Below are 21877 nucleotides of genomic sequence, written 5' to 3'. Positions count from 1 at the left end.
TGCCATCGTCCAGACAAACGACCAGGGAATGCAGAAGATGAGACACCTAGAAAACACCGCCTATACATCAATGCCCTGGAAAAACGGCGGCGGTGTAACGACAGAGATCATCGTTCATCCCGCAAAAGCCCCGATGGCGGATTTCGACTGGCGCATCAGCATGGCGAACGTTGCGCAAGACGGGCCTTTTTCCATATTTCCCGGAGTTGATCGCACCCTTTGCATCCTCGAAGGGAAAGGCATGAGCCTCAGCATCGACGCACGCGAGCCGGTGGTGTTGACGATGGCAAGCGATCCCCTGCCCTTCGCCGCGGATGTTCCGGTGGACGCCGTTTTGGCAGACGGTCCCATCGTCGATCTCAATGTCATGTCCCGTCGCGAGCAATATTCGCATCGCGTCGAAAGACACCGCACCACACTCACTGTCCAGTCGACAGGCTCAACGGCGACAATAATTTTTGCCGTTGATCCCGTCAGCGTCTCATCGGCCGGCCAAACGGTGCATTTGCAGCGACGCGACAGCCTCTTGCTGGAGCGCGGCGCCGGATTTGCAGTGAAGGGCATGGAAGAGGATGGTCGTTTCTTCGTCGTGACGTTTGATCAGGTCTAAGCTGCTTCCCTCAATCGAGACCGAGCGGGTCGGAAACCCGTGGCCATAGGCCAAGGCTTGCCTTGCGGTAAGGTGTTTTTGCCGGGTCGGTGGGATAGGAGGTCGGGGCCGCGATATAGACGATCTCTGAAGCGATCGGCGCAAAACCCGCGTGAAAATGGTTGGTCGACTTGACGAGCAACAGGTCTTTTTTCGCGAAATCGATTCCGAGATTGGAAAAGATATCCGGCTCATAAGTTTGCGTTCGACTGGTGATGAGAATGATGTCGATTTCGGTGCCGAGCGGCCGGACAACGGCGGCGCGGCCGAGCGTAACGCGGCTATTACGGAAACTCTGCCAGCCCGTCTCGACGGTGCGCATAACCTTTACTCGGAAATCCAGCGGATCGCCGCCCTGCGGACTGGATTTTCCACCGATGCGAAGATCGAGCTCTGCGCCCTCCCCCGCTGCATGGCAAAAAGACACTGCGATGGGATCCCAGATCGTCGCGACGCCGATCCTGTCCATGCCGCGCTCTACCATGCGGCGCAGAATGTGGGTCGCGTCACCCGCGACACCGCCGCCGGGATTATCCCATATATCCGAGATCACCACCGGCCTTTGCGAATTTTCGCTGCGAATGGCAACGGCCTGGTCGAGACCGGCTTCCGTATCCAGCATCGGCATGGCGGTCAGCCTGCGCATGGCATAAAGTTCACGGCCCAGCTTTTCGGCCAGCGCGTCCCCTTTGGTCCTGTCGTCATCCGTAACAACGACGATGCGTGTGCCCATGTCCGGTACATCACCCGCCATGAATCCATGAATAACGGAGATGGAGAGAATACCGTCTTTGCCCTCCATCGCCTTCAGCCGGTCCACATAAGAACGCATCGGCTCACGGCTGGTCGGATAAATGGTGATTATCCGGCAATCGAAAGTCGAGATGACGGGCCTGATTTCGCCGCGCAGAGTACGCAACGCCATTTCGACGACATGTTCGCCGCGTTCCTCAAAATCGGTATGGGGAAATTCCAGGAACGTCGCCATGATATCCAGGCTTTCAACCCTTAATGCCGTGAGATGGCTATGGGGATCGAACTCCGCCGCAATTAAGACGTTCGGGCCCACCATTGCCCGGATCCGCGACAGGAAATCCCCTTCAGGATCGTCATAGCCCTGCGCCACCATGGCGCCATGCAGGCCAAGAACCACAGCACCGACCGGCAGGGCTGCCCGGAGCTCCGAAAGAATGGTGTCTCGCAGTGTTTCATACGTCTGGCGCTGGATGAGGCCGGCAGGCTCCGCCCAGCAGGACGTGCCCTCGATGACCGTGAACCCTTCCGCCTTGCCGCGGCGCCGCAGAATAGGGACCGGCGAGGAGCATAGCGTCGGCGTGTCCGGATGTTCACCCGGCCCGGCATAGAAAGCCGCACGAAAGGCATCCATATCCGTGGGAACAGGTGAAAACGTGTTGGTTTCGGTGGCGAGCGACGCCGTGAATATGCGCATTTATGGGGTCTCGTTGCCGGAGCTGCCTGCGGGCTGAGCTCGTTTCCTCAAGTTAATTAGCCGGGTAACATTACCAGACCGTACCGCGTGCAGCGACCTCTTCGACGCGGGTAACAACGCCGTTTCGATGGAACACCATCCTGTCGAAAAGGTTGCTGACGACGCATGTATGGTTCGGCACGACCCTGACGACATCGCCGATCCGGGGACCGCCGGACGCGCAGCCGGAAAGATCGACAACCGCGTGTTCTTCAGAGAGTGAGATGATTTTTGCGCCTTCATGGCCTTCGATCAGCCCATAATCGTTGAAGCCGAGGAGATCGGAGGTCAAAGCCTTGGAGCCGCAATCAAGCACGGCGCGGTCCGCTGCAGGCCGCGAGACAACGGTAGCGAGAACATGCATTGCCAGATCATCGGCCGTGCAATGGCCGGCACGCAACATCGCCCGGTCATTATAGACATAGGTGCCTGCCCGGTGTTCGGTTGCAGAGGGAACGAGATGCGCTGCATAGAAGTCCGGCGAGCCGCCGCTGGAACGAACCGGGCAGTCCACGCCTTTTGCCGCAAGCAGCACCATGGTGTCGCGCAGGAAGCTTTCCACCTTTTCAGCTCCGCCCGGTGCCGGATAGGTCAAGATACCCTTGAATATAAGTCCCGTCGCGGCGACGATTTTCTCAGCAAGTGCCGCTGCCGCCGCCGGTGTCTGCACACCGCAACGCTTTCCACCGGTATCACATTCAACGAGCACGCCGAGCGGCCGCCCCTCATCAAATGTGGCAGCGAGGCCGGCAACCGTCACGTCGCTATCTGCGACAACGCTCAGCTGAGCTATACGGGAATTCAGCGCTTTCAACCGCGACAGTTTCGCGGCACCAAGAATATTGTAGGTAATCAGGATATCGTCAAAACCGGCGTCTGCGAAAACCTCCGCTTCGCTAACTTTCTGGCAATTGATGCCTATGGCGCCGGCCTGAAGCTGCTGTCGGGCGATGGCCGGTATCTTGTGTGTCTTGATATGCGGCCGGAAGGCCTTGCCATGACTGTCGAGATAGGCCTGCGCCTTCTTTATATTTGCGGCAAGCCGGTCTTCGTCGATCACCGGCATTGGCGTCGAAATGGCATCAAGCTTTGCGCCCTCGTCAGGCCATGGATAGGTCATCATATCTCTCTAAGCGAAATAAATCAGATACTTAAGCCAAAGGCTTATAAGCGATAACGTCCATTTCCACCTTGGCGTCAACCATCAGCGGGGACTGTACGGTTGAGCGTGCAGGCGGATGATCGATGAAATGTTTCTGGAACACGGCGTTAAAACTGGAGAAATCCCTGGCGTCATCCAGCCAGACATTCACCTTCACCACATCGGCAAGCGTACAATCAGCCAGCGCCAGGACATCCTTGAGATTGGCCACCACCTGCTCGGTCTGGGCGACGATACCGCCAGTCACCACTTCGCCGTCAATGGTGGGCACCTGTCCGGACACATAGACGAAATCACCGGCCCGGACGGCCTTGGCGAAGGGTCGACGCTGCCCGCCGGCCTGGCTATCTGCGACCTCGAACCGCACCAACTTATTTTTCACCATTCAAGCCTCGCAAATTATTTTCATGATGTTCAATTTTTCTTGCATTTATAGCCGGTTTAACGACGATACTCCATAACCCATGTAAATTATTTAGCAAATGATGAGATTCATTCGCTTTTCGCGACATTTTTTGAATGTTGCGGATATTTACTTAACGGCCGGCGATTTTTCGCTACGCGTCGAATATGACCTATTGCATCCAGGCCAAAGAGCGTCATCCACGCGGTGACCGTGACTCAACCGACGAGTTTGCCGCGGCAAACTACGCATTATAAATGAGGAGGCCGGAGAGTCCGGCACCATTGTTGGGTCCGCAACAGGCATCAGCCTTGTGCGGATATGAGGCGCTTACCGATCACTCTGTCAGTGATGAAATGCGCTATATCACGAGCCTGGATCCGTATATCCGGAACGGCGGTAATTTCCCAGAACCGGCCTGCCGTCAGCGCGCCGACGGCGAAGAGACCTGGCCATGCCTGGCCATCCGTGCGCAGCAGCCGGGAATCGCCGTCGACCTCGACACCAAGGCCAAAGGAATCGAGCCGAAGCACCCCGTCAGATCGCATGCTTTCCAGAAGGCGAGAGTGGCCGATACCCGCGCGTTCCATGCCGGTGCAATTGATGACCCAATCGACCTGCAGTTCCTTAATCATCTGCGTATGCCGAACGCGATAACGAATGGAGATGCTCTCCTCCTGTTCATCGATCGCCTGGAGATAACCCGCGTGGATAGTGAGAACGCCGTCTGACAACAGCTTGTCAAAGGCGTCATGCACCTCAGGCGCGATGCGATGTCTATGGATATTCCACCAAGGCAGCGCATGCCGCAAAAACCTTGCGCGTTGCTGTGAGCTGAGGCTCTGCCATAGCGATTGTGTTTTTGGCCGCAAACCGTCCATAACCGAGCGCCATGGCGCCCCGTTGGTCACCTGTTGACGGAGAGATCGTAATAGCTCGCTTATCTCAGTGGAACCTTCAGGCAGACGCGGAGCGCTAGGCGGCACAGGCGGACTAACATGCGGATGCGGAATGAGCCCGCGGCGGGACAGGACATGGATCGGGCCCCGGTGACCTTTTCCGCGCAGCGTCAACACCTGATCGATCATCGTAAGGCCGGAACCAAGGATACAGATACGATCCCCGCTCTTCACCCGGGACAACCATCCCGGCTGCCAGCAATGGCTCACCACGCGCTGCACGCCCTCTTCACGTTTTGCGACAGTTTGCACCGGCAAACTTGCAGCACCAACGCCGAGACACAGAACGACATTGCGTGCCTGCAATGTCTCGCCATTTTCCAGGGTGAAGGTAAAGCCGCCTTGTGATTCGGGCCGGCAAGCGGATGCCTTCGCCCGAATAAAATCCACACGCGCCCGCTGTTCCCGGCTTCTGAGAAGACTGGCGAGCCGGTCCCGCAGATAGAGCCCATAATCGCCCCTCGACGCGAATAGAAGGGGATCGTTTCCCAGCCCGTTCTGCGCCAACCATTCGACAAAATCGTCCGGGCGGTCTGGAAAGACACTCATACGCCCCGCAGGCACATTCAGCCGATGATAGGGTAGTTCCGTGCGATAGGCGGTTCCGCGGCCAAAATCCGACTCGTCACCAACGATGGCAATCGACGCCTCCGCTGGCAGTGATAACAGGAGATGGGCTGCTGTACAAATGGCCGAGAAACCCGAACCGACTAGAGCGACGTCATAGGACATTCAGTCCTCCAACCAACGACAATGGAATTGCCCGGCAACCAGCGCGAGGCCTCCCATACTCTAGTCATGCTGCGAATGTCCACCCTTGAATTTCCCAACTGCCCCGCCCTAGCGAGATAGCGAAAGTTAGCCGCGGCAAACTTCCGGCCCACCTGCTGTCATAACTCAAGCCGAGGGAGCGAGGGAGCGAGGGAGCGAGGGGAAAAACGAGGCCAAGTTAGCCGCGGCAAACCAGAAAACGCCAAGAAGGGAAAAGTGATTCTTCCACAATGCTTTAGCGGCGTCTCTGTACATGAGAAAAAAGCCTATTGCGCCAAAAAGAGAATCGGCGCTTATATCTCAGTTGCGGAAAAAACCGCCTTTTTCGAAAAAAACCGCTACTGCAATTTCGAGCGAAAGAAGACCGATGACACAGAGTGCCGATTTAAGACGTGCCGCAGGAGCACCTGACCTGACGAGTCTTATACAACAGCATTCGGCTGCGTTGTCAGCCCAGTTGCAGGCGCATAACGCAAATACATTTTCCCCACATACCGAAAAGAGCATGCGGCATTTCTCTCCGGCTGAGACCGCAAAGCTCATCGGCATTGGCGAAGCCTATCTGCGCCAGATCGCTTCCGAGTTGCCTGAGCTTGATGCCGCGCAGGTATCCGGGCGTCGCTCCTATTCCGTAGAAGACATGCGCGATATCAGGGGTTTTCTGGACCAGGGTGCGCGTGGCACACGCCGCTACCTGCCCCACCGCCGGGAGGGTGAAGAGTTACAGGTCATCGCCGTCATGAATTTCAAGGGCGGTTCGGGAAAGACAACCACCTCTGCCCATCTGGCGCAATATCTGGCACTACGTGGCTATCGGGTTCTTGCCATCGATCTCGACCCCCAGGCCAGCCTTTCCGCGCTTTTTGGTCACCAGCCCGAGATTGATGTCGGGCCGAACGAGACGCTTTATGGCGCGATCCGTTATGACGATGAACGCCGCCCCATCGCCGAGATTGTCCGTGGCACCTATATTCCCGATCTCCACATTGTTCCTGGCAATCTGGAACTTATGGAGTTCGAACACGATACTCCGCGTGCGCTGATGCGCCGTGCACCGGGTGACACGCTGTTCTTCGCCCGTATCGGCCAGGCGATCGCCCAAGCGCAAAATTTCTACGACGTTGTCGTCATCGATTGCCCACCGCAACTCGGTTATCTGACGCTTTCGGCTCTGACAGCGGCGACATCGGTGCTCGTCACCGTCCATCCGCAGATGCTTGACGTGATGTCGATGAACCAGTTCCTCGCCATGACCGGCGACCTTCTGGCAGAAATTGGCCGGGCCGGTGCTCGGTCGGATTATAACTGGATGCGTTACCTGATCACCCGTTTCGAACCGAGCGACGGGCCGCAGAACCAGATGGTCGCTTTCCTGCGATCGATCTTTGGTGAAAACGTCCTCAATCATCCGATGCTGAAAAGCACGGCGGTCTCGGACGCTGGATTGACCAACCAGACGCTCTTCGAAGTGGAGAGGACGCAATTCACCCGGTCGACCTATGATCGCGCGCTGGAAGCCATGAACAATGTGAACGCTGAAATCGAAGGACTGATTAAAAAAGCGTGGGGTAGGGCAGCATGAGCAGAAAACAAATCTTCGCAAATCTTGGCACACCGGGTACTGACAACAACGATACCACGCCGGAGCGTTCGCGACCCCGTATCAGGCCTATCCTCGGCTCCCCTGAGCTGGTGACGGATGTTTTGAACTCCCCCGTCGGTATGATCGGTCAATCGCTGAATGAAGTCTCGGAGCGCGCCAAACGGGCTGAAGCCATTGAAAAGCAGCTCGCCGAAGGACTGACGATTGTCTCTCTCGACCCCGCGGATATCGATCCCTCCTTCATACCGGATCGTATGCCCGCTTCCGAAGAGGCCGATGCCGGTCTGGTGGAGGCAATTCGTGAGCAGGGGCAGCAGGTGCCGATTCTCGTGCGCCCGCATCCCGATTTCCCGGGCCGTTATCAGGTCGCCTTCGGTCATCGCCGCCTTCGCGCCGTTTCAAGTCTTGGAATTCCGGTCAAGGCCGTTGTGCGGGATCTCAGCGATGAACAGCTGGTGGTGGCCCAGGGCCAGGAAAATAACGAACGCCGCGACCTGACCTATATCGAGAAAGCACGGTTTGCGCAGAAACTGCAGATGCGGTTCCCTCGAGACACGATCATGGCGGCAATGTCGCTTCACAAGGGCGATCTGTCCAATATGCTTTCGGTCGTTGGACGCATTCCAGAGGATCTGGTCGATCTCATAGGCCCCGCACCCACTGTCGGCCGCCGCAACTGGATGGATCTTGCCGACCAGCTTTCCTCCTCACAGGTCAAGGAGGCGGCCCGCGCATATGTCAGCGAACCGACGGTTGCCTCGCTTCCTTCCGAAGAACGCTTCAAGGCGCTTCTGGACTTTTTGAAGCCAAAGGCACAGGCCAAGAAAACCGGCGTATGGTCTTCGGATACGGGCCGTCGCCTGGCGAAAGTGGTCGAGAGCGACCGCAAGCTGGATATATCGATCGACAAGAACGAAGCACCGGAATTTGCCGAATTCGTTCTTGAGCATCTTCAGACGCTGTTTGCCGAGTATCGGTCCAAGCAGTGATTTCTAACCCGAACGACTAACAGGAGACGCATCACAAAAGAAAAAAGCCCCCGAACGTTGCCGCGCGGAAGCCTTTCTTTGATTTAAGCACCCGAAGAATCTCATTTCCGCGAATCATAGTCAAGAGTCTTGGCATCGAATTTTTCGGTGAGCGATTTTCTTTTGCCTTGTGAAAGGTGAAAGACATGGACAGCACATGTGTAACGACGCCCTTTGGGCGGCGAGCGATGTCGTTTGGCGTGCTCGCAACCCAGTTTGCCGCGCAGAAAAACAGAAAATGCGAAGCAGTCGACAAATGGAAACTCTATCGGTCGGTCTGTGAAGCAAGACCGCTGCTCGGCGTAACCGATCGCTCGCTTGCCGTTCTGAACGCGCTCCTGAGCTTTTATCCCAAAAATGAGCTTTCCAGCGAAGCCGGATTGGTGGTGTTTCCATCCAATACGCAGTTGTCGCTCAGGGCACATGGCATGGCGGAACAGACATTGCGTCGGCATCTTTCGGCTCTTGTCGAAGCCGGCCTCATCATCCGCAAGGACAGCCCGAATGGGAAACGTTACGCACGGAAGCACAGGGGTGGCGAGATCAGCGAAGCCTACGGGTTCTCACTCGCACCGCTTCTTGCTCGTAAAACGGAAATAGAGGAACTGGCCGAACGCATCATTGGCGAACGGCTCGATCTTCAACGGCTTCGCGAGACGATCAGCCTCTGCCGTCGGGACATCCAGAAACTCTGCGAAATGATTGCTGCCAGCGGCAAGATCGAGATCTTTGACGGGTTTCAGGCCCGTTACAACGACATCGCGCGGGCTCTAGGGCGCAATTCGAAGACAGCTGAACTCAAGGAAATCGCCGGTTTTCTGGCTTCACTGCGCACAGAAGTGACCAACTATCTGGAAAATCTTGAAAAATCGGAAAATTTGAGCGGCAATGACTGCCAAAATGAGCGCCTCATAAAGAATTCAGAATCCGAATCCATATCTGAACCGCAGGAATTGGAGGATGCCGCGCCGGTTCGAAATGCTGCAACAGTCGCGTCCACATCCGCAGATGCCGCGGTCACTGGTGTCACACCTCCAAAACCAACACCCAAGAACGATCTTCATAAGCAATTTTTTGTTCCTGATATTGTTTTGGTTTTGAAAGCGTGCCCGGACATCTCACTCTATGCACCTGGAGGTGCGGTGACTGGCTGGAGAGATATGGAGGTGGCAACTTCCGTCATCAGAACGATGTTCAGCATCAGCCAGTCGGCCTATCAGGACGCTTTGGCCACCTTCGGGAGGCAGGGAACAGCGGCCATCCTCGCTTGCCTGTTGCAGAAGGCTGATCAAATCAGTTCGCTTGGCGGATATCTGCGCAATCTCACACGTAAGGCCCAGGAAGGTAGTTTCGATCTCAAGGCTATGCTCACGGCGCAACTGCGTGGTCGGACAGACAAGCAGGAGGCGGGAACGAGATCATGAGGGCGTGATGAGCGGAGCGGCGGCAGCTTGCGAAAAACCGGCTATGCGGTTAGATTCTTGCTGTTCACGCAAACACCAAAAGATTCGTTGGAACGAAGCTGCTAGAACACTTTGTGTCCGATCGGGGCTTCCCGTGGTTAATGCAAAGTAACGAAAGTTAAGTCCAATTTAGCTTTCGTTTGCGCGTTTCCATGATTGGTTTCAATTGCTTGAGTCTGGAGCATTTTTAATGCCAAGTAGCTGTCTCGCCGCATTCCAGGGTCAATTAAATTGCGACGGGGCCGGACTGAAAACCTACGGTGAACATCAGCCTGTTCATTTCGGGCAGAAGTTCCTCCCTCGAAAAAAGTTCCGCGATATGTCGCCAATCCGCGCTACCTTGGCGCCGACGAATTGAACTTTCGCTGGCACTGCGCGTTCCAGTCCATGGTTTAACGGAACGCCACGCTCATGACATTTCCGGATGATATAGAACTGGCCGTCGCCCTTTACATGGCGGATAAAGCTATGCCCCGACATATTGCGATTGCAGAGCTCGTGAAATCGGTCCTCGAAGACACCGGCTATCTCCCAGGGGGCGAGGGGCGGCCGCCTGAAGTCGTCGATGGGCAATCGAGCGGTGATTACGTGCAATACCGCACTTACCTTGAGGGCGATACCTGAAGCTGCGCGGAACAAATGCAGGTGATGGCTGTTATTGGCGCAGATAAAAGCGTCAGGGAATTTCGATGTTACCCAAGCCCCTCTTTCTCGCCGCCGGCCTCGTTTGCGTAATGGTCGTGCCGGTATTTTCCCAGTCCCTGGAAATCAGCCGGCTGGAAGATAAAAAAGACGGTAACGCAGCGGTTTCATCGGCGCCTTCCGCCCAAAGTTACATTATTGATGTCTCCGGAAAAACGGTGCGGCTGGTGGGACCGCAGTTCCTTCCCGACAGGGCGCGTGGGCTGGAATTCCCCGGCCGCGGGTCAGATCATAACAATACCGGGGCTGAAACCCACGTCTTGCGACAGTGAGGGATTGCGATGATCTATGCTCCGCAAACGGAAGCAGAATGAGAACAGGAACCCAGATTTCCCGACGGGCGCCGAGGGCAGAAAGCTGGATCCGGCATGACGGCCAGGAGACGGGAAAGGCAACATTTCCTGAGCTGTTCTTTGATCTGGTTTTCGTTTTCGCTCTTATTCAGTTATCCCATTCTCTGGCGAAGGACTTTGGGCCAACGGCGGTGCTGGAAGCCGGCATCCTGATATTGTCCCTGTGGTGGCTGTGGATACACACCACCTGGATCACCAATCTGCTGAATACCGAAAAAGAACCGGTCAGGATTTTGCTCTTCGTGCTGATGTTTGGCGGTGTACTGCTGGCCATCGCCTTGCCGGAAGCCTTTGCCGAACAGGGCCTGGTTTTCGCGCTGATCTACAGCGTCATGCAGATCGGTCGAAGCCTGTTTGCTCTCTATGCCTTCAGGGATGAAGACCGGCAGTCGTTTCTGGTGTTCGTGAGGGTGACGATCTGGCTGGCCATTTCGAGCCTGTTCTGGTTGGCAGGCGGATTTTGCGATCTGGGGGAACGCATTCTCCTGTGGGGCATGGCGCTCGCAATCGAGTATGCCGGTCCGGCCTGCCGCTATGTTGTCCCCGGCTTGCGTTCTCGCGATGACGACAGTCTGCATCTTTCCGGAGAGCATCTGGCGGAACGTTGCGCCCTGTTTGTCATCATCTGTCTGGGGGAAACAATTCTGACCACTGGCCGGACGGCAACCGAATATATGAACTCCGGGCTGACATTTGTCGTTTTCTGCTCCGCCTTCATCAGCACCGTCGCGATGTGGTGGATTTACTTCCATCACGGACAGGCGGAAGCCTCCAGAAAAGCCGAGAACGCCGACGAGAAGGCGAAGATCGCCCATAATCTCTTCAATTACGGACATTTGCCAATCGTCGCCGGTATCATTCTGACGGCGGTGGGAGAGGATTTCAGCCTGTCCCACGCCCACGAGGCCGCAACGATAAGGGAGGCCATCGCAATCGTCGGTGGTCCCGTCCTCTTTCTGGCAGGCAATATCGGTGTCAAGATCGCAGCGACCTATCAGCGCCCCGTCTCGCATTTTGCGGGCGTGGCAGCGCTCTGCCTATTGTTGCCGGTGCCGGGCATTCCGCTATTCATCCTGCAGCTGGCCAGCACGGGTATTCTGCTGCTTGTTGCCCTGTGGGAATATCTGGCTCTGAAAAAGTCAGTCGCCACGGCGTGATCTCGAATGCTCAGACGCTGACCAGATTGCGCGTCCTCTCGTTCCAGAGCTTGAGGCTTTTCGCGTAAGCTTCGTCAAAGGAAAGCCCCATGTCATTGACGAGCATCAACGCGGCGGCGGCGGTGGATATGATGATGGTTTCCGCCCTTTCGTCTTTCGCGGCTCCTGTCCAGACTGCACGCCAATATTCGAAGGTGGTAAACATGGTTGGCATTTCGGCAGGCGGTGCTTCGCGGGCGGGGACCAGGACCTCCACGTCCCTTCCGCTTGAAAGACCGAAAATCCGTGTGCTGCGGAATGGCGTGAACTGTGCGAAATCCCGCGTGTTACCGAGTATTGCGAGATTCTCCACGGCGAGCAGGCGGGCGGTATCGCGATGCAGCTCCTGATAGGCCGGACGGGCGAGCCCTATAATGGTGCTCCTTGCGCGCAGTGGATTGAGAAGGTGGACGACAGTATGCACCGGCGGGCGCATTTCCAGAATGCCATGGAGACTGAGCAGGCTCTGGAATTGCAGAGACAGGCCGCCCAGGGGGAGATAGGCGATCCGTTCGGATGACGTGGCCTCGGCCGCCTGCGAAAGCGAACGGCAAAGGGGAATACCGCAGGCTTGTGCGGCGCGTTCAAGCTTGCCGCCATTTTCGCCCTGACCAACATGGCCGTGCAGCAGCACCCTGTATCCCGCCATGGAAACGAGGCGGGCAGAATGCACGAACCATGGCGCGTCGCGGTGTTTGGGGGACATATAAGCCGGCCAGTCGAGATCGACGGTGACAGGCCGGTAGCGGTCGCGCCCGACATGTCGCCACGTGGCCTGGATGAAGCCGGCCAGTTCGGCCGCCGTCACGCCGCGATAATGCATGGTGGCGAGCAGTGCCCCGATCTGTATCGGATCGGCATCCCCTTCCAGAATGATCGACAGTGCATCCGTCGCCTCCGATTGGCTGAGCGGACGGCTGTTGCCTATTCCCATCGCAGACGTTGCAATATACTTGGCGAGCCGTTCCTGTGGGGCAGAATTGTGGCCGATGCGGGCGAGACGCTCGGCAATGTTTTCCGGCGTCGGCTGACCTTCAAGAAGAATGCTGGGGCGAAGGGAAAGTGGCGGTGCTTTCATCAATGCCGGCTGCTCCCAGCCGTTCTTATTGATGGTGGCCGGCGCGTCGGGTTCTTCCTGCGAATAATCGATCAGATTTTCGGCCTCTGCCGCCAGGGAGCGGATGCGCAGGCGCATGGCTTCGGCAAAGGGGGTGGGGCGCAGGCCTTGGCCGGTGCGGAGAAAGAGCTGGTCCCCGTATTTTTCCCGTAGCTGCTGCAAGATCCGGCTCATCGATGATGTTGGAAGTCCCATGCCCGCCGCGGCGCGGCTGACACTACCTTCCCGCAACAACGCATCAAAAGCGACAAGCAGTTTCAGCTGCCCAAGCCTGTCGGGTTTTGCCGTGGAAGCCGGTCCGTCTTTTCTCTTGCTGGTTGTCATCTGGCGAATTTTTACTCCACTCATCTTAAGAGGGAGCCCTTTTTGCAATTTCTAGAATTTAGAACTGTTCGAAAACAAACCTGTTGCACCCGCACCCCCCTCGTAAATAAGTGGGGTGAAATTCTCAAGTTAAATGCGGGGGCATAACATGGAATTGAAGTACCGGGGCTGCAAAAAGGCTTCGATGACAATAAAGACTACTTTTTCGGCAGCAATGGCGGGAACCGCGTTAAATATTGCTCTGCCCGCTTTTGCGCAGCAGGCATCCGAAAATACCACTGTTCTTGAGCAGATCGTCGTCACCGCGTCCGGTTTCGAGCAGAATGTAAAAGACGCTCCGGCCAGCATCACCGTCGTCACACGGGAGGATCTGGAAAAGGGGGCGTATCGCGACCTGACTGACGCCCTGCGCGAAGTGCAGGGCGTGTCCGTCACCGGAATCGCCAACGAAAAGGATGTTTTCATCCGCGGCTTGCCGGGCGCCTATACGTTGATCCTCGTTGACGGCAAGCGGCAGAGCACGCGCGATGCCCGCACGAATGGCAACTCCGGCTTCGAACAGAGCTTCGTGCCGCCGGTTTCGGCGATCGAACGTATCGAAGTGGTGCGCGGTCCCATGTCCTCGCTTTATGGCTCGGATGCCATGGGCGGCGTGATCAACATCATCACCCGCAAGGTCGGCGACGTCTGGTCGGGCTCCGTCACCACCGAGGGCACGGTTCAACAGCATTCGAAATTCGGCAACAGCGGCCAGGTCTCCTGGTATGCGAACGGTCCGATCCTCAAGGATCAGCTTGGTCTGCAGCTCTGGGGCAGGGGCTTCACGCGCGGCGAAGACCGCATTTTGGGCGGGACCACCGGCGCCAAGGAATATGATTTCAACGGCCGCCTGACGTTTACGCCGAACGAAGATCACGACATCTATCTCGAGGGTGGCAAGACAAGGCTACGCCGGAGCGCCGAGCCTGGCGAATCGCTCGCGGCCAATAGCGACGGCACCTACAACATCAACACGCGTGACCACTGGTCACTCTCGCACACCGGCCGCTGGGGACCGACCACATCCGAATTCTCGTTGCAGCAGGAATGGGCGGAACGCACCAATTTCACCAGAAACATCCGAACCGGCCGCGTGACTGAAAATGCACGCTCGCCGGAGGTGCGCAATACCGTGCTCGATGGCAAGTTCACCACGCCTTTCGAGCTCTTCGGCAACCACACACTGGTCACGGGCGGCCAATATTTCGAGGCACGGCTGACGGACCAGAACCCGGGCCGCCGTACCGGCCGGGACGAGACGTTTTCGGCCACGCAATGGGCTCTATTCCTTGAGGATGAGTGGCGCATCGTCGACAATTTCGCGCTGACGGGCGGGCTTCGCCTCGATAACCATGAAAAATACGGCAATCATTTCAGCCCGCGTCTTTATGGCGTCTGGAGCGCCACGGAAGAGCTGACCATCAAGGGCGGCGTTTCCACCGGTTTCCGCGCACCGGAAATCCGTCAGATCGCGCCGGGTTATGCCTATACGACAGGTGGGGGCGGTTGCACCTATGGTCCGAGCGGCACCTGCGGTGTGATCATCGGCGATCCCAACCTCGAAGCGGAAAAAAGCACGAGTTACGAAGTGGCGGCACTTTGGGAGAATGGTGACGTCGCTCTGGGGGCCACCTATTTCTACACCGATTTCAAGGACAAGATTTCCAACGCGCTGGTGCTCAATCCCGATGGAACGCCTGTCCGCTGGAGCGAAGACCGCAACTACCGCCTCTGGTATAATTACAATATCGACGATGCGGTCATTCAGGGTGTGGAATTGACGGCGACCTGGTACGCGACGCCGGAACTGACGCTGCGCGGCAACTATACCTATACGCATTCCGAACAGAAGACCGGTGATTACCAAGGTTTTCCATTGGCGCGGACACCGGAGCATATGGCCAATCTGCGCGGCGACTGGGTGACACCGATCGATGGTCTTGAAGCCTGGGCCTCGCTGAATTACCACGGATCGGAAATCAATGCCGGCCCGCGCATCGGCACGAACGGCACGCCGGTGACGATCAACGGCAAGGCCGGTCGAAAATATGACGCCTACACCACGCTTGATATCGGCGCGAAATATGCGGTCGCCGAAAATGTCGATCTCAATGCCGCCGTCTACAACGTCTTCGACAAGGATGTCGGCACCGACGATTTCAACACCGTCATGGAAGGCCGTCGTTTCTGGATCAGCATGACAGCGAAGTTCTGATCCAGTCATAGCCGCGAAATTCGGAGGCGCCATCGGGCGCCTCTTTTTTTGACCGTTGGTCTATTGACCTCAACTATAGTTGAGGAATTATACCGGCTGCTCTTCGTTGTGTTTCCGCGTTTCCGAGCGGAAATCGGTCCGGAAGCAGGAGCCAGAATGGAAAATACCATACTCAAACACAGCCTGACGGTGGGAGAGGTTGCCCGCCGCAGCGGCATCGCCGTCTCCACCATCCATTTTTACGAGGCGAAGGGATTGATCGAGGGCTGGCGCACCGCCGGCAATCAACGCCGTTATCATCGCGCCGTTCTGAGGCGCATCGCCATCATCCGCATTGCACAGCGGGCGGGTATACAGCTGAGCATCATCAGGGACGCGATGGCCGACCTGCCGCAGGATCGGGTGGCGACAACAGCCGACTGGCGCAGGTTCTCCCAATCCTGGCGGGAAATGCTCCAGCTCCGCATCAACAACCTGATCATGCTGCGCGACCAGCTTACCGGCTGTATCGGTTGCGGGTGCCTTTCGCTGGATGATTGTCCGTTGCGCAATCCGAACGATGTTCTCGCCGATAACGGCGCAGGTCCCCGCCGCCTCGTTTCGGCAGAGTGAGCATAATTTTCGGACCGTTAGCCTTGTTGCTCACCCGGATTCGGCTGGCACCCAAACACTGACACTGCCGCCATTGGTGGGGAAGGCGCCCTTGCCGCTCTCATCGAGGGTGATCTCCTCTTGACGGTGCCCGAGGAAGTCGCGCCAGACCGCCCCTGCATGATCCGGACCGAGATCGACATGCTTTTCCGCCGGTTCGCCATTCGACATCACCACGACACAACCGGGCGCATCGGCGGTGCCATGGCGAACGAAGGCGATGCAGTTCGGGTCATCGAAAATGTCCGTCTGTACGCCATTGGCGAAACGGCTGCGCGCCTCTATGAGCTTCGGCAGGCATTCGATGGCCGGCATATCGATTTTGTACTCATTGCCGTCATTACCCGTGTCGGTATAGCTCGTGCCGAACAGATCGGGATAAAAAACGCAAGGCACGCCGTTTTCACGCAGCAATATGATCGCATAGGCTAGGGGCTTGAACCAGGGCTCCACCGGGGCCTCCAGCGATTGCAATGGCTGGGTGTCGTGGTTATCGACAAGCGTGACGGCGTGATCGGGAACGGCGGCAACAAGCGCACCATCGAAAATGCTGCGCATGTCAAAATCACCCCCCTGTTTCGACGCGTCGTGGAAGCTGTGGTGAAGGGCGACATCGAAAAGCATCAGTTGCTTGTCGACGAGTTCGAGATAGCTCTTCAAGGCCTCAAGATCGGGGTGCCAATATTCCGCTACGACGAAAAGATCGGGGTCAATAGTCTCGCGCATATGGCCGACCCAGTCGCGGAAGAACCATGCCGGAATATGTTTTGCGGCATCCAGCCGGAAGCCGTCCACCTGGACCTGCTCGGAAAGCCAGCGGCCCCAATATTTGAGCTCTTCATAGACGGCCCGATTGCGAAACTCGACGTCCGCACCCATCAGATAGTCGAAATTGCCGTTTTCCTGATCGACTTCCTCGTTCCACTCACCGTCGCCATATTCGTTGACGAGCCGGAAAATGCCGTCTTCGGTCGGCTCTTCGATGTGATCGACGCCGCTGAAACATTTCTGGTCCCAGATGAATTTGGAATGCACGCCGCCTCGGCCAGGAAAGGTGAAACGTGTGTAAGCGAGTGCGGAAAAATCCTCGTCGTCGATATCCGTGCGATCGTCGGGATTGACGCGGCGAACCCGTACCTTTTCCTTCTCGTCGGCACCCATCTTGTGATTGAGAACGACGTCGTGAATGACACGGATGCCATTCTCTTTCAGCGTCTTGCCCGCATGCTCGAGGGCGCCACGATCACCGTATTTGGTGGCGACGGTGCCCTTCTGGTCAAATTCGCCGAGGTCGAAGAGATCGTAGGTGTCATATCCAACCGAATAACCGCCGGCGGCGCCCTTGTAGGCGGGCGGCAGCCAGACGTCGGTAATGCCCATTTTGGCAAGGCTTTCGGCCTTCTCGGCCACCTCGCTCCATAATTTCCCTCCGTCCGGATAATACCAATGGAAGAATTGAAGCAAGGTGCGTCCGGCCATATGTCCCTCACGATGGTTAGCAGGTCGCGCCATAAACGGCCCGGTGACGAAAGGGTTCCGCCACCGGGGATGCGCGATCTGCGATTATGAGGTCGTTGCGGCGCTTCAATATTAGCCGGCTATTTCGAGCACCCTATCGCCGGCCTGAAGATAGTCGCCTTCCTTGCCGATCAGGCGGATCCTGCCGGCCCTGGTGGCGACAATCTGCGTCTCCATCTTCATTGCTTCCATGATTGCCAGGAGATCACCTTCCGCGACCGTGTCGCCATCTTTTACCTTGAAGGACTGCAAGGTGCCGGAAACGGGAGCAGTGATTTCACCCTCGTTCCTGTCGACCGCAGTGCCGGAAACGGACGCCTGGCCGCCGTTGACGCTGCCGAGGCTGGAAAGGAGAATGCTGGGCAGGCCGACCGAAACACGCTTTCCGTCAATCTCGAGATAGGTTCGTGTCATGGAAGGATCGTCGGCCGGTGCCGGGCGCTCCATGGCGTCGGGCATGGCCGCAAAATCGGTTTCGATCCAGCGGGTGTGAACCTTGAACCGATCCGTGCCGATGAAGTCGTCCGTCTCGATCGCGGCGCGATGGAACGGAAGAACGGTCGCGATACCCTCGATGCGGAATTCCTTCAGCGCGCGACGGGCACGGCGCAGAACCTGATCGCGGTCAACACCTGTCACAATGAGCTTCGCCATCAGCGAGTCGAAGACACCAGGCACGACGGAGCCGCTGACGACACCGCTATCCATGCGAATGCCGGGACCGGACGGCGCGTCGAAAACCGAGATCGAGCCGGGCGTCGGCAGGAAGCCGCGGCCAGGGTCTTCGGCATTGATGCGGAACTCCATGGAGTGCCCGCGCGGTTCGGGCGTTTCAAGGACACGCAACGTCTTGCCTTCGGCAATACGGAACTGTTCGATGACGAGATCGATGCCGGTGGTTTCCTCGGTGACAGGATGTTCCACCTGCAGGCGCGTATTGACCTCGAGGAAAGAAATGGTGCCGTCAACGCCGAGCAGGAATTCGACGGTGCCGGCGCCGGAATAACCGGCTGCGGCGCAGATCGCCTTGGCGGCGTCATGGATTTTTTGGCGCTGCTCATCGGACAGGAAGGGGGCGGGGGCCTCTTCGATCAGTTTCTGGTTCCGGCGTTGCAGCGAGCAGTCGCGGGTGCCGAGAACAAGCACATTGCCGTGTTTATCGGCCAGAACCTGCGCTTCTATATGGCGCGGCCGGTCAAGGAAGCGCTCCAGAAAGCATTCGCCACGACCGAAGGCGGCGGTTGCTTCGCGCACGGCGGATTCGTAGAGGTCGGCGATCTCCTCCATTTTCCAGGCAACCTTCAGGCCGCGCCCGCCACCGCCATGGGCAGCCTTGATGGCGACCGGCAGGCCGTGCTGTTCGGCGAAGGCGGTGACTTCCGCGGCGGAAGAGACGGGGCCATCACTGCCGGCAACCAGTGGTGCGCCAACGCCGGTGGCGATGCGCCGTGCCTCGACCTTATCGCCCAGCGCCTCGATGACATGAGGGTCGGGACCGATCCAGATCAGGCCGGCATCGATGACGGCTTGGGCAAACTCCGCGCGTTCGGACAGAAAGCCGTAACCGGGATGCACGGCGTCCGCGCCAGCGCGTTTTGCAACCGCGATCAGCTTGGTAATGTCGAGATAGGTCTCGGCGGGCCGCACGCCTTCCAGCGCATAGGCTTCATCCGCCAGCCGGACGAAAAGCGCGTCCTGATCGGGATCGGCATAAACGGCGACCGATTTCAGGCCGTAATCGCGACAGGCGCGGATGATGCGCACCGCGATCTCGCCGCGATTGGCAATCAGCACTTTTTTCATCGCTTTTCTCCTCGGGATTCTATGTTCCTGGCCACGATTTCGGCAAAGGGGCCGATCGGGCGAAATTTGATTTTGGCGTTGACGGGGATCTGCCCGGCAAGATCGAGATGATATTCCGCTACCGCGCCGATGACAGGATAACCTCCGGTCAGCGGGTGATCGGCAAGGAAAAGAACCGGCTGGCCGCTATGGGGAATCTGGATCGCGCCCGTTGCCGTGCCTTCGCTCGGAAGCTCCGCACTGTCCTTGCGTTCCACCGGCACGTCGCCTGAGAGGCGAATGCCGACCCGGTTCGATTGTGGGGTGACCTGCCAGAGCTGGCCAGTCAGCGTCTCGATACCCCTCTGCGTGAACCAGTCCGTTCGGGGCCCGAGAACGACATCCAGTGTCACGACCTCACCCGTTGCCGGCGGCTCGAAAGCCGGAACCTCGTCGATCGATACGCTGGAAAGGCCGGACGTCTCGCCCTTAAGCGGCAGGATGGCGCCTGCACCGACCGGCTCCGGGCCAACAACGGCAAGTGTATCCGTCGCGAAACTGCCGAGCACCGGCTCGACATCGAAGCCACCGCGCACCGCGAGATAACAACGCATACCTTTCGATGGTTGGCCGAAAGTGACAACATCACCGGCCTCAAGGGAAACCGGTGCATGCGCCTTTGCCACGAAACTGCGCTCTGCCGTCTTGATCGTGACGGGGCAGGGGGCGCCGGTTATGCCGATAACGGTACGGTTCGCGCTTTTGAAGGAAAAGCCGCCGAGCGTCAGTTCGAGACAGGGCGTGTTGACCGGATTGCCGACGATGCGGTTTGCGGCATTAAATGCGCCGCGATCCAGCGCGCCGGAGGCGGAGACACCCTGCCCGGTCTGGCCGAAACGGCCGAGGTCCTGAAAGATGGCTGGCATTGGCGCGGCAAGCACCTCGAAATGCGGGCCATCCTTTTTTGGTACTTTCCTGTCCGGTGCCGGAGCTGGGATATCTACCGTTCGACCGGTCTTGTCCATGTCGAAGAAACGCACACGGTAGCCCGGCTGAAACAGCGCGCCGGGGTCGCGGTCTATATCCCACATCTTCACCGGCGTCGTGCCGATGATCTGCCAGCCGCCAGGGCTGTTTTGCGGGTAGACGCCGCTGAAAGCACCGGCCAATGCTACGGAGCCGGCCGGAATACGGGTGCGCGGGCTTTGCCGGCGCGGGACATGCAGCGCGGGATCGCCTCCGACCAGATAACCAAAACCGGGAGCGAAGCCGCAGAAGGCAACGGTGAATTCGCTTTCGGTGTGCCGGCGGATAACCTCTTCGATGCTCAGGCCGGTTAGTTCGGCAACATCTGCAAGGTCTTCGCCATTATAACGGACGGGGATTTCGACAAGATTGTCCGACGGCGCGATCTTTGCCGAGAGATCGCGGCTCGCAAGCCGCGCAGCCAGCGCTTCGGAGCCGATCTTCTCGGGCCGGAACCGGATCATCAGCGTGCGGGCAGCCGGCACCGTCTCTTCTATGCCTTCGATGGGATCGTTCTGCAGCGAGGCGAAAAGCGCAAGCGTTTCATCGAGATCGGCGAGTTCGACAAGAATGGTGGCGAGGCTGACGGGAAGAAAACGCATCATATCCTCACGCGTGGTAGGCGGAATCGGGAATATCGGTAATGAACATGTGTCCCGGCGCATGGGTAATGGCAAAGGGAACACCGGATGCCATCACGGCGGCCTGTGGGGTGACGCCGCAGGCCCAGAAGACCGGAACCTCGCCGGGTTCGATCCGCACCGCGTCGCCGAAATCGGGCTTTGCGAGATCGGTAATGCCGATCTCCTCGGGCGCACCCACATGCACGGGCGAACCATGCACCGCTGGAAAACGTCCCGAAATGGTCGCCGCATCAGCGACGCGCGACGCCGGGATCGGCCGCATGGAAACGACCATATTGCCCTTCAGCCGACCGGCCGGACGGCAGGGGCGGTTGGTGAGATACATGGGCACATTGCTCTTGTCCGTCATATGGCGGATTTCGATACCCGCCTCCACCATCGGTGTTTCGAAGGTGAAGCTGCAGCCAATGAGGAAGGCGACGAGATCGTCGCGCTCAGCCCATGCGGCGGTGGCGTCAGCGGTTTCCTCAACAAGCTTGCCGTCACGCCAGATGCGATAAAGCGGCAGATCAGTCCTGAGATCGGCGCCAGGCGCCAGAAGAGTGGTCGGCGATCCCGGATCGGACACGTCGAGTACCGGGCAGGGCTTGGGATTGCGTTGCGCATAAAGCAGGAAATCGAAAGCCCAGTCGCGCGGCAGCACGATCATGTTCGCCTGCGTGAAGCCGGGCGCGATGCCGGAGGTAGGGGCGACAATACCGCCGCGATAGGTGGCGCGGGCCTTGCGGGCGGCGTCCGCGTCCGTGTGATTGAGATAGGATGTGGGTATCGTCATCGGCTATC

General features: G+C 58.0%; 18 protein-coding genes. 9 read left to right on the top strand and 9 right to left on the bottom strand.

The features are described from left to right. Nucleotides 1–37: 37 nt before the first annotated feature. Nucleotides 38–610, top strand: coding sequence for a HutD/Ves family protein (locus BLU28_RS24280; RefSeq protein ID WP_034500330.1), 573 nt, complete (start codon nucleotides 38–40; stop codon nucleotides 608–610). A gap of 10 nt (nucleotides 611–620) precedes the next feature. On the opposite strand, the gene BLU28_RS24275 is transcribed toward BLU28_RS24280, so the two are convergent. The 4 genes from BLU28_RS24275 to BLU28_RS24260 all read right to left on the bottom strand — a co-directional run bounded on the left by BLU28_RS24275 (nucleotide 621) and on the right by BLU28_RS24260 (nucleotide 5394). Continuing rightward, nucleotides 621–2099 (bottom strand): M81 family metallopeptidase, encoded by a 1479-nt coding sequence (locus BLU28_RS24275; RefSeq protein ID WP_077987514.1) that lies wholly within the window; start codon nucleotides 2097–2099, stop codon nucleotides 621–623. Between the two features lie 70 nt (nucleotides 2100–2169). Next, entirely contained in the window at nucleotides 2170–3258 is a 1089-nt protein-coding gene (locus BLU28_RS24270) for a D-TA family PLP-dependent enzyme (RefSeq protein ID WP_022563270.1), read from the bottom strand. A 31-nt stretch (nucleotides 3259–3289) separates the two neighbouring features. Beyond that, nucleotides 3290–3685 (bottom strand): RidA family protein, encoded by a 396-nt coding sequence (locus tag BLU28_RS24265; protein WP_022563271.1) that lies wholly within the window; start codon nucleotides 3683–3685, stop codon nucleotides 3290–3292. 323 nt (nucleotides 3686–4008) lie between these two features. Continuing rightward, entirely contained in the window at nucleotides 4009–5394 is a 1386-nt protein-coding gene (locus tag BLU28_RS24260; protein ID WP_034500290.1) for an FAD/NAD(P)-binding protein, read from the bottom strand. 406 nt (nucleotides 5395–5800) lie between these two features. On the opposite strand from BLU28_RS24260, the gene repA reads away from it, so the two are divergent. From repA to BLU28_RS24230, 6 genes are all read left to right on the top strand, one after another. Next, nucleotides 5801–7015: a plasmid partitioning protein RepA gene (gene repA, locus BLU28_RS24255; protein WP_022563274.1), complete on the top strand. Its 1215-nt coding sequence runs from the start codon at nucleotides 5801–5803 to the stop codon at nucleotides 7013–7015. Then, complete coding sequence (gene repB, locus BLU28_RS24250) at nucleotides 7012–8025, top strand: plasmid partitioning protein RepB (RefSeq protein ID WP_022563275.1); 1014 nt, start codon at nucleotides 7012–7014, stop codon at nucleotides 8023–8025. The genes repA and repB overlap by 4 nt, the downstream gene beginning before the upstream one ends. A 185-nt stretch (nucleotides 8026–8210) precedes the next feature. After that, entirely contained in the window at nucleotides 8211–9488 is a 1278-nt protein-coding gene (repC, locus tag BLU28_RS24245) for a plasmid replication protein RepC (RefSeq protein WP_022563276.1), read from the top strand. A gap of 450 nt (nucleotides 9489–9938) precedes the next feature. Further along, the gene (locus BLU28_RS24240; protein WP_077987513.1) at nucleotides 9939–10151 is read left to right on the top strand and encodes a hypothetical protein; all 213 of its coding nucleotides are present in this window, start codon (nucleotides 9939–9941) and stop codon (nucleotides 10149–10151) included. A 65-nt stretch (nucleotides 10152–10216) separates the two neighbouring features. Beyond that, entirely contained in the window at nucleotides 10217–10501 is a 285-nt protein-coding gene (locus BLU28_RS24235) for a hypothetical protein (RefSeq protein ID WP_022563277.1), read from the top strand. 38 nt (nucleotides 10502–10539) lie between these two features. Further along, nucleotides 10540–11739: a low temperature requirement protein A gene (locus BLU28_RS24230; protein ID WP_022563278.1), complete on the top strand. Its 1200-nt coding sequence runs from the start codon at nucleotides 10540–10542 to the stop codon at nucleotides 11737–11739. A 10-nt stretch (nucleotides 11740–11749) separates the two neighbouring features. Here BLU28_RS24230 and BLU28_RS24225 read toward each other — a convergent pair whose 3' ends face one another. Next, nucleotides 11750–13219, bottom strand: coding sequence for a glycosyl transferase family protein (locus BLU28_RS24225; RefSeq protein WP_077987512.1), 1470 nt, complete (start codon nucleotides 13217–13219; stop codon nucleotides 11750–11752). 148 nt (nucleotides 13220–13367) lie between these two features. On the opposite strand from BLU28_RS24225, the gene BLU28_RS24220 reads away from it, so the two are divergent. Both BLU28_RS24220 and soxR read left to right on the top strand, forming a co-directional pair. Further along, nucleotides 13368–15473 carry a TonB-dependent receptor plug domain-containing protein gene (locus BLU28_RS24220; protein ID WP_003584912.1) on the top strand — a complete coding sequence of 702 codons (2106 nt, stop codon included), beginning with the start codon at nucleotides 13368–13370 and terminating at the stop codon, nucleotides 15471–15473. Nucleotides 15474–15629: 156 nt separating this feature from the next. Further along, nucleotides 15630–16085, top strand: coding sequence for a redox-sensitive transcriptional activator SoxR (gene soxR / locus BLU28_RS24215; RefSeq protein ID WP_003584914.1), 456 nt, complete (start codon nucleotides 15630–15632; stop codon nucleotides 16083–16085). 30 nt (nucleotides 16086–16115) lie between these two features. Here the strand turns inward: soxR and amyA are convergent, their stop codons facing one another. The 4 genes from amyA to BLU28_RS24195 form a co-directional block, all read right to left on the bottom strand. Continuing rightward, nucleotides 16116–17603, bottom strand: coding sequence for an alpha-amylase (amyA, locus tag BLU28_RS24210; protein WP_022563280.1), 1488 nt, complete (start codon nucleotides 17601–17603; stop codon nucleotides 16116–16118). A 111-nt stretch (nucleotides 17604–17714) separates the two neighbouring features. Continuing rightward, on the bottom strand, nucleotides 17715–19445 hold the full coding sequence (locus BLU28_RS24205; RefSeq protein ID WP_022563281.1) for an acetyl/propionyl/methylcrotonyl-CoA carboxylase subunit alpha: 1731 nt from the start codon (nucleotides 19443–19445) through the stop codon (nucleotides 17715–17717). Then, on the bottom strand, nucleotides 19442–21052 hold the full coding sequence (locus BLU28_RS24200; RefSeq protein WP_048902910.1) for a 5-oxoprolinase subunit B/C family protein: 1611 nt from the start codon (nucleotides 21050–21052) through the stop codon (nucleotides 19442–19444). The genes BLU28_RS24205 and BLU28_RS24200 overlap by 4 nt, the downstream gene beginning before the upstream one ends. Before the next feature lie 7 nt (nucleotides 21053–21059). Continuing rightward, a complete protein-coding gene (locus BLU28_RS24195) occupies nucleotides 21060–21869 on the bottom strand; it encodes a putative hydro-lyase (RefSeq protein ID WP_022563283.1) in 810 nt (269 codons plus the stop codon). Nucleotides 21870–21877 lie beyond the last annotated feature (8 nt).

Origin of the sequence: Agrobacterium pusense (assembly GCF_900102105.1) — a bacterium.
Taxonomy (GTDB): domain Bacteria; phylum Pseudomonadota; class Alphaproteobacteria; order Rhizobiales; family Rhizobiaceae; genus Agrobacterium; species Agrobacterium pusense.
This window is presented reverse-complemented; position numbering and strand designations above follow the sequence as displayed.

Excerpts from the sequence above, each read along its gene's own strand:
- BLU28_RS24280 (WP_034500330.1), top strand. The coding sequence starts at position 38 with ATGAGACACCTAGAAAACACCGCCTATACATCAATGCCCTGGAAAAAC.
- BLU28_RS24275 (WP_077987514.1), bottom strand. The coding sequence starts at position 2,099 with ATGCGCATATTCACGGCGTCGCTCGCCACCGAAACCAACACGTTTTCA.
- BLU28_RS24270 (WP_022563270.1), bottom strand. The coding sequence starts at position 3,258 with ATGACCTATCCATGGCCTGACGAGGGCGCAAAGCTTGATGCCATTTCG.
- BLU28_RS24265 (WP_022563271.1), bottom strand. The coding sequence starts at position 3,685 with ATGGTGAAAAATAAGTTGGTGCGGTTCGAGGTCGCAGATAGCCAGGCC.
- BLU28_RS24260 (WP_034500290.1), bottom strand. The coding sequence starts at position 5,394 with ATGTCCTATGACGTCGCTCTAGTCGGTTCGGGTTTCTCGGCCATTTGT.
- repA (WP_022563274.1), top strand. The coding sequence starts at position 5,801 with ATGACACAGAGTGCCGATTTAAGACGTGCCGCAGGAGCACCTGACCTG.
- repB (WP_022563275.1), top strand. The coding sequence starts at position 7,012 with ATGAGCAGAAAACAAATCTTCGCAAATCTTGGCACACCGGGTACTGAC.
- repC (WP_022563276.1), top strand. The coding sequence starts at position 8,211 with ATGGACAGCACATGTGTAACGACGCCCTTTGGGCGGCGAGCGATGTCG.
- BLU28_RS24240 (WP_077987513.1), top strand. The coding sequence starts at position 9,939 with ATGACATTTCCGGATGATATAGAACTGGCCGTCGCCCTTTACATGGCG.
- BLU28_RS24235 (WP_022563277.1), top strand. The coding sequence starts at position 10,217 with ATGTTACCCAAGCCCCTCTTTCTCGCCGCCGGCCTCGTTTGCGTAATG.
- BLU28_RS24230 (WP_022563278.1), top strand. The coding sequence starts at position 10,540 with ATGAGAACAGGAACCCAGATTTCCCGACGGGCGCCGAGGGCAGAAAGC.
- BLU28_RS24225 (WP_077987512.1), bottom strand. The coding sequence starts at position 13,219 with ATGACAACCAGCAAGAGAAAAGACGGACCGGCTTCCACGGCAAAACCC.
- BLU28_RS24220 (WP_003584912.1), top strand. The coding sequence starts at position 13,368 with ATGGAATTGAAGTACCGGGGCTGCAAAAAGGCTTCGATGACAATAAAG.
- soxR (WP_003584914.1), top strand. The coding sequence starts at position 15,630 with ATGGAAAATACCATACTCAAACACAGCCTGACGGTGGGAGAGGTTGCC.
- amyA (WP_022563280.1), bottom strand. The coding sequence starts at position 17,603 with ATGGCCGGACGCACCTTGCTTCAATTCTTCCATTGGTATTATCCGGAC.
- BLU28_RS24205 (WP_022563281.1), bottom strand. The coding sequence starts at position 19,445 with ATGAAAAAAGTGCTGATTGCCAATCGCGGCGAGATCGCGGTGCGCATC.
- BLU28_RS24200 (WP_048902910.1), bottom strand. The coding sequence starts at position 21,052 with ATGCGTTTTCTTCCCGTCAGCCTCGCCACCATTCTTGTCGAACTCGCC.
- BLU28_RS24195 (WP_022563283.1), bottom strand. The coding sequence starts at position 21,869 with ATGACGATACCCACATCCTATCTCAATCACACGGACGCGGACGCCGCC.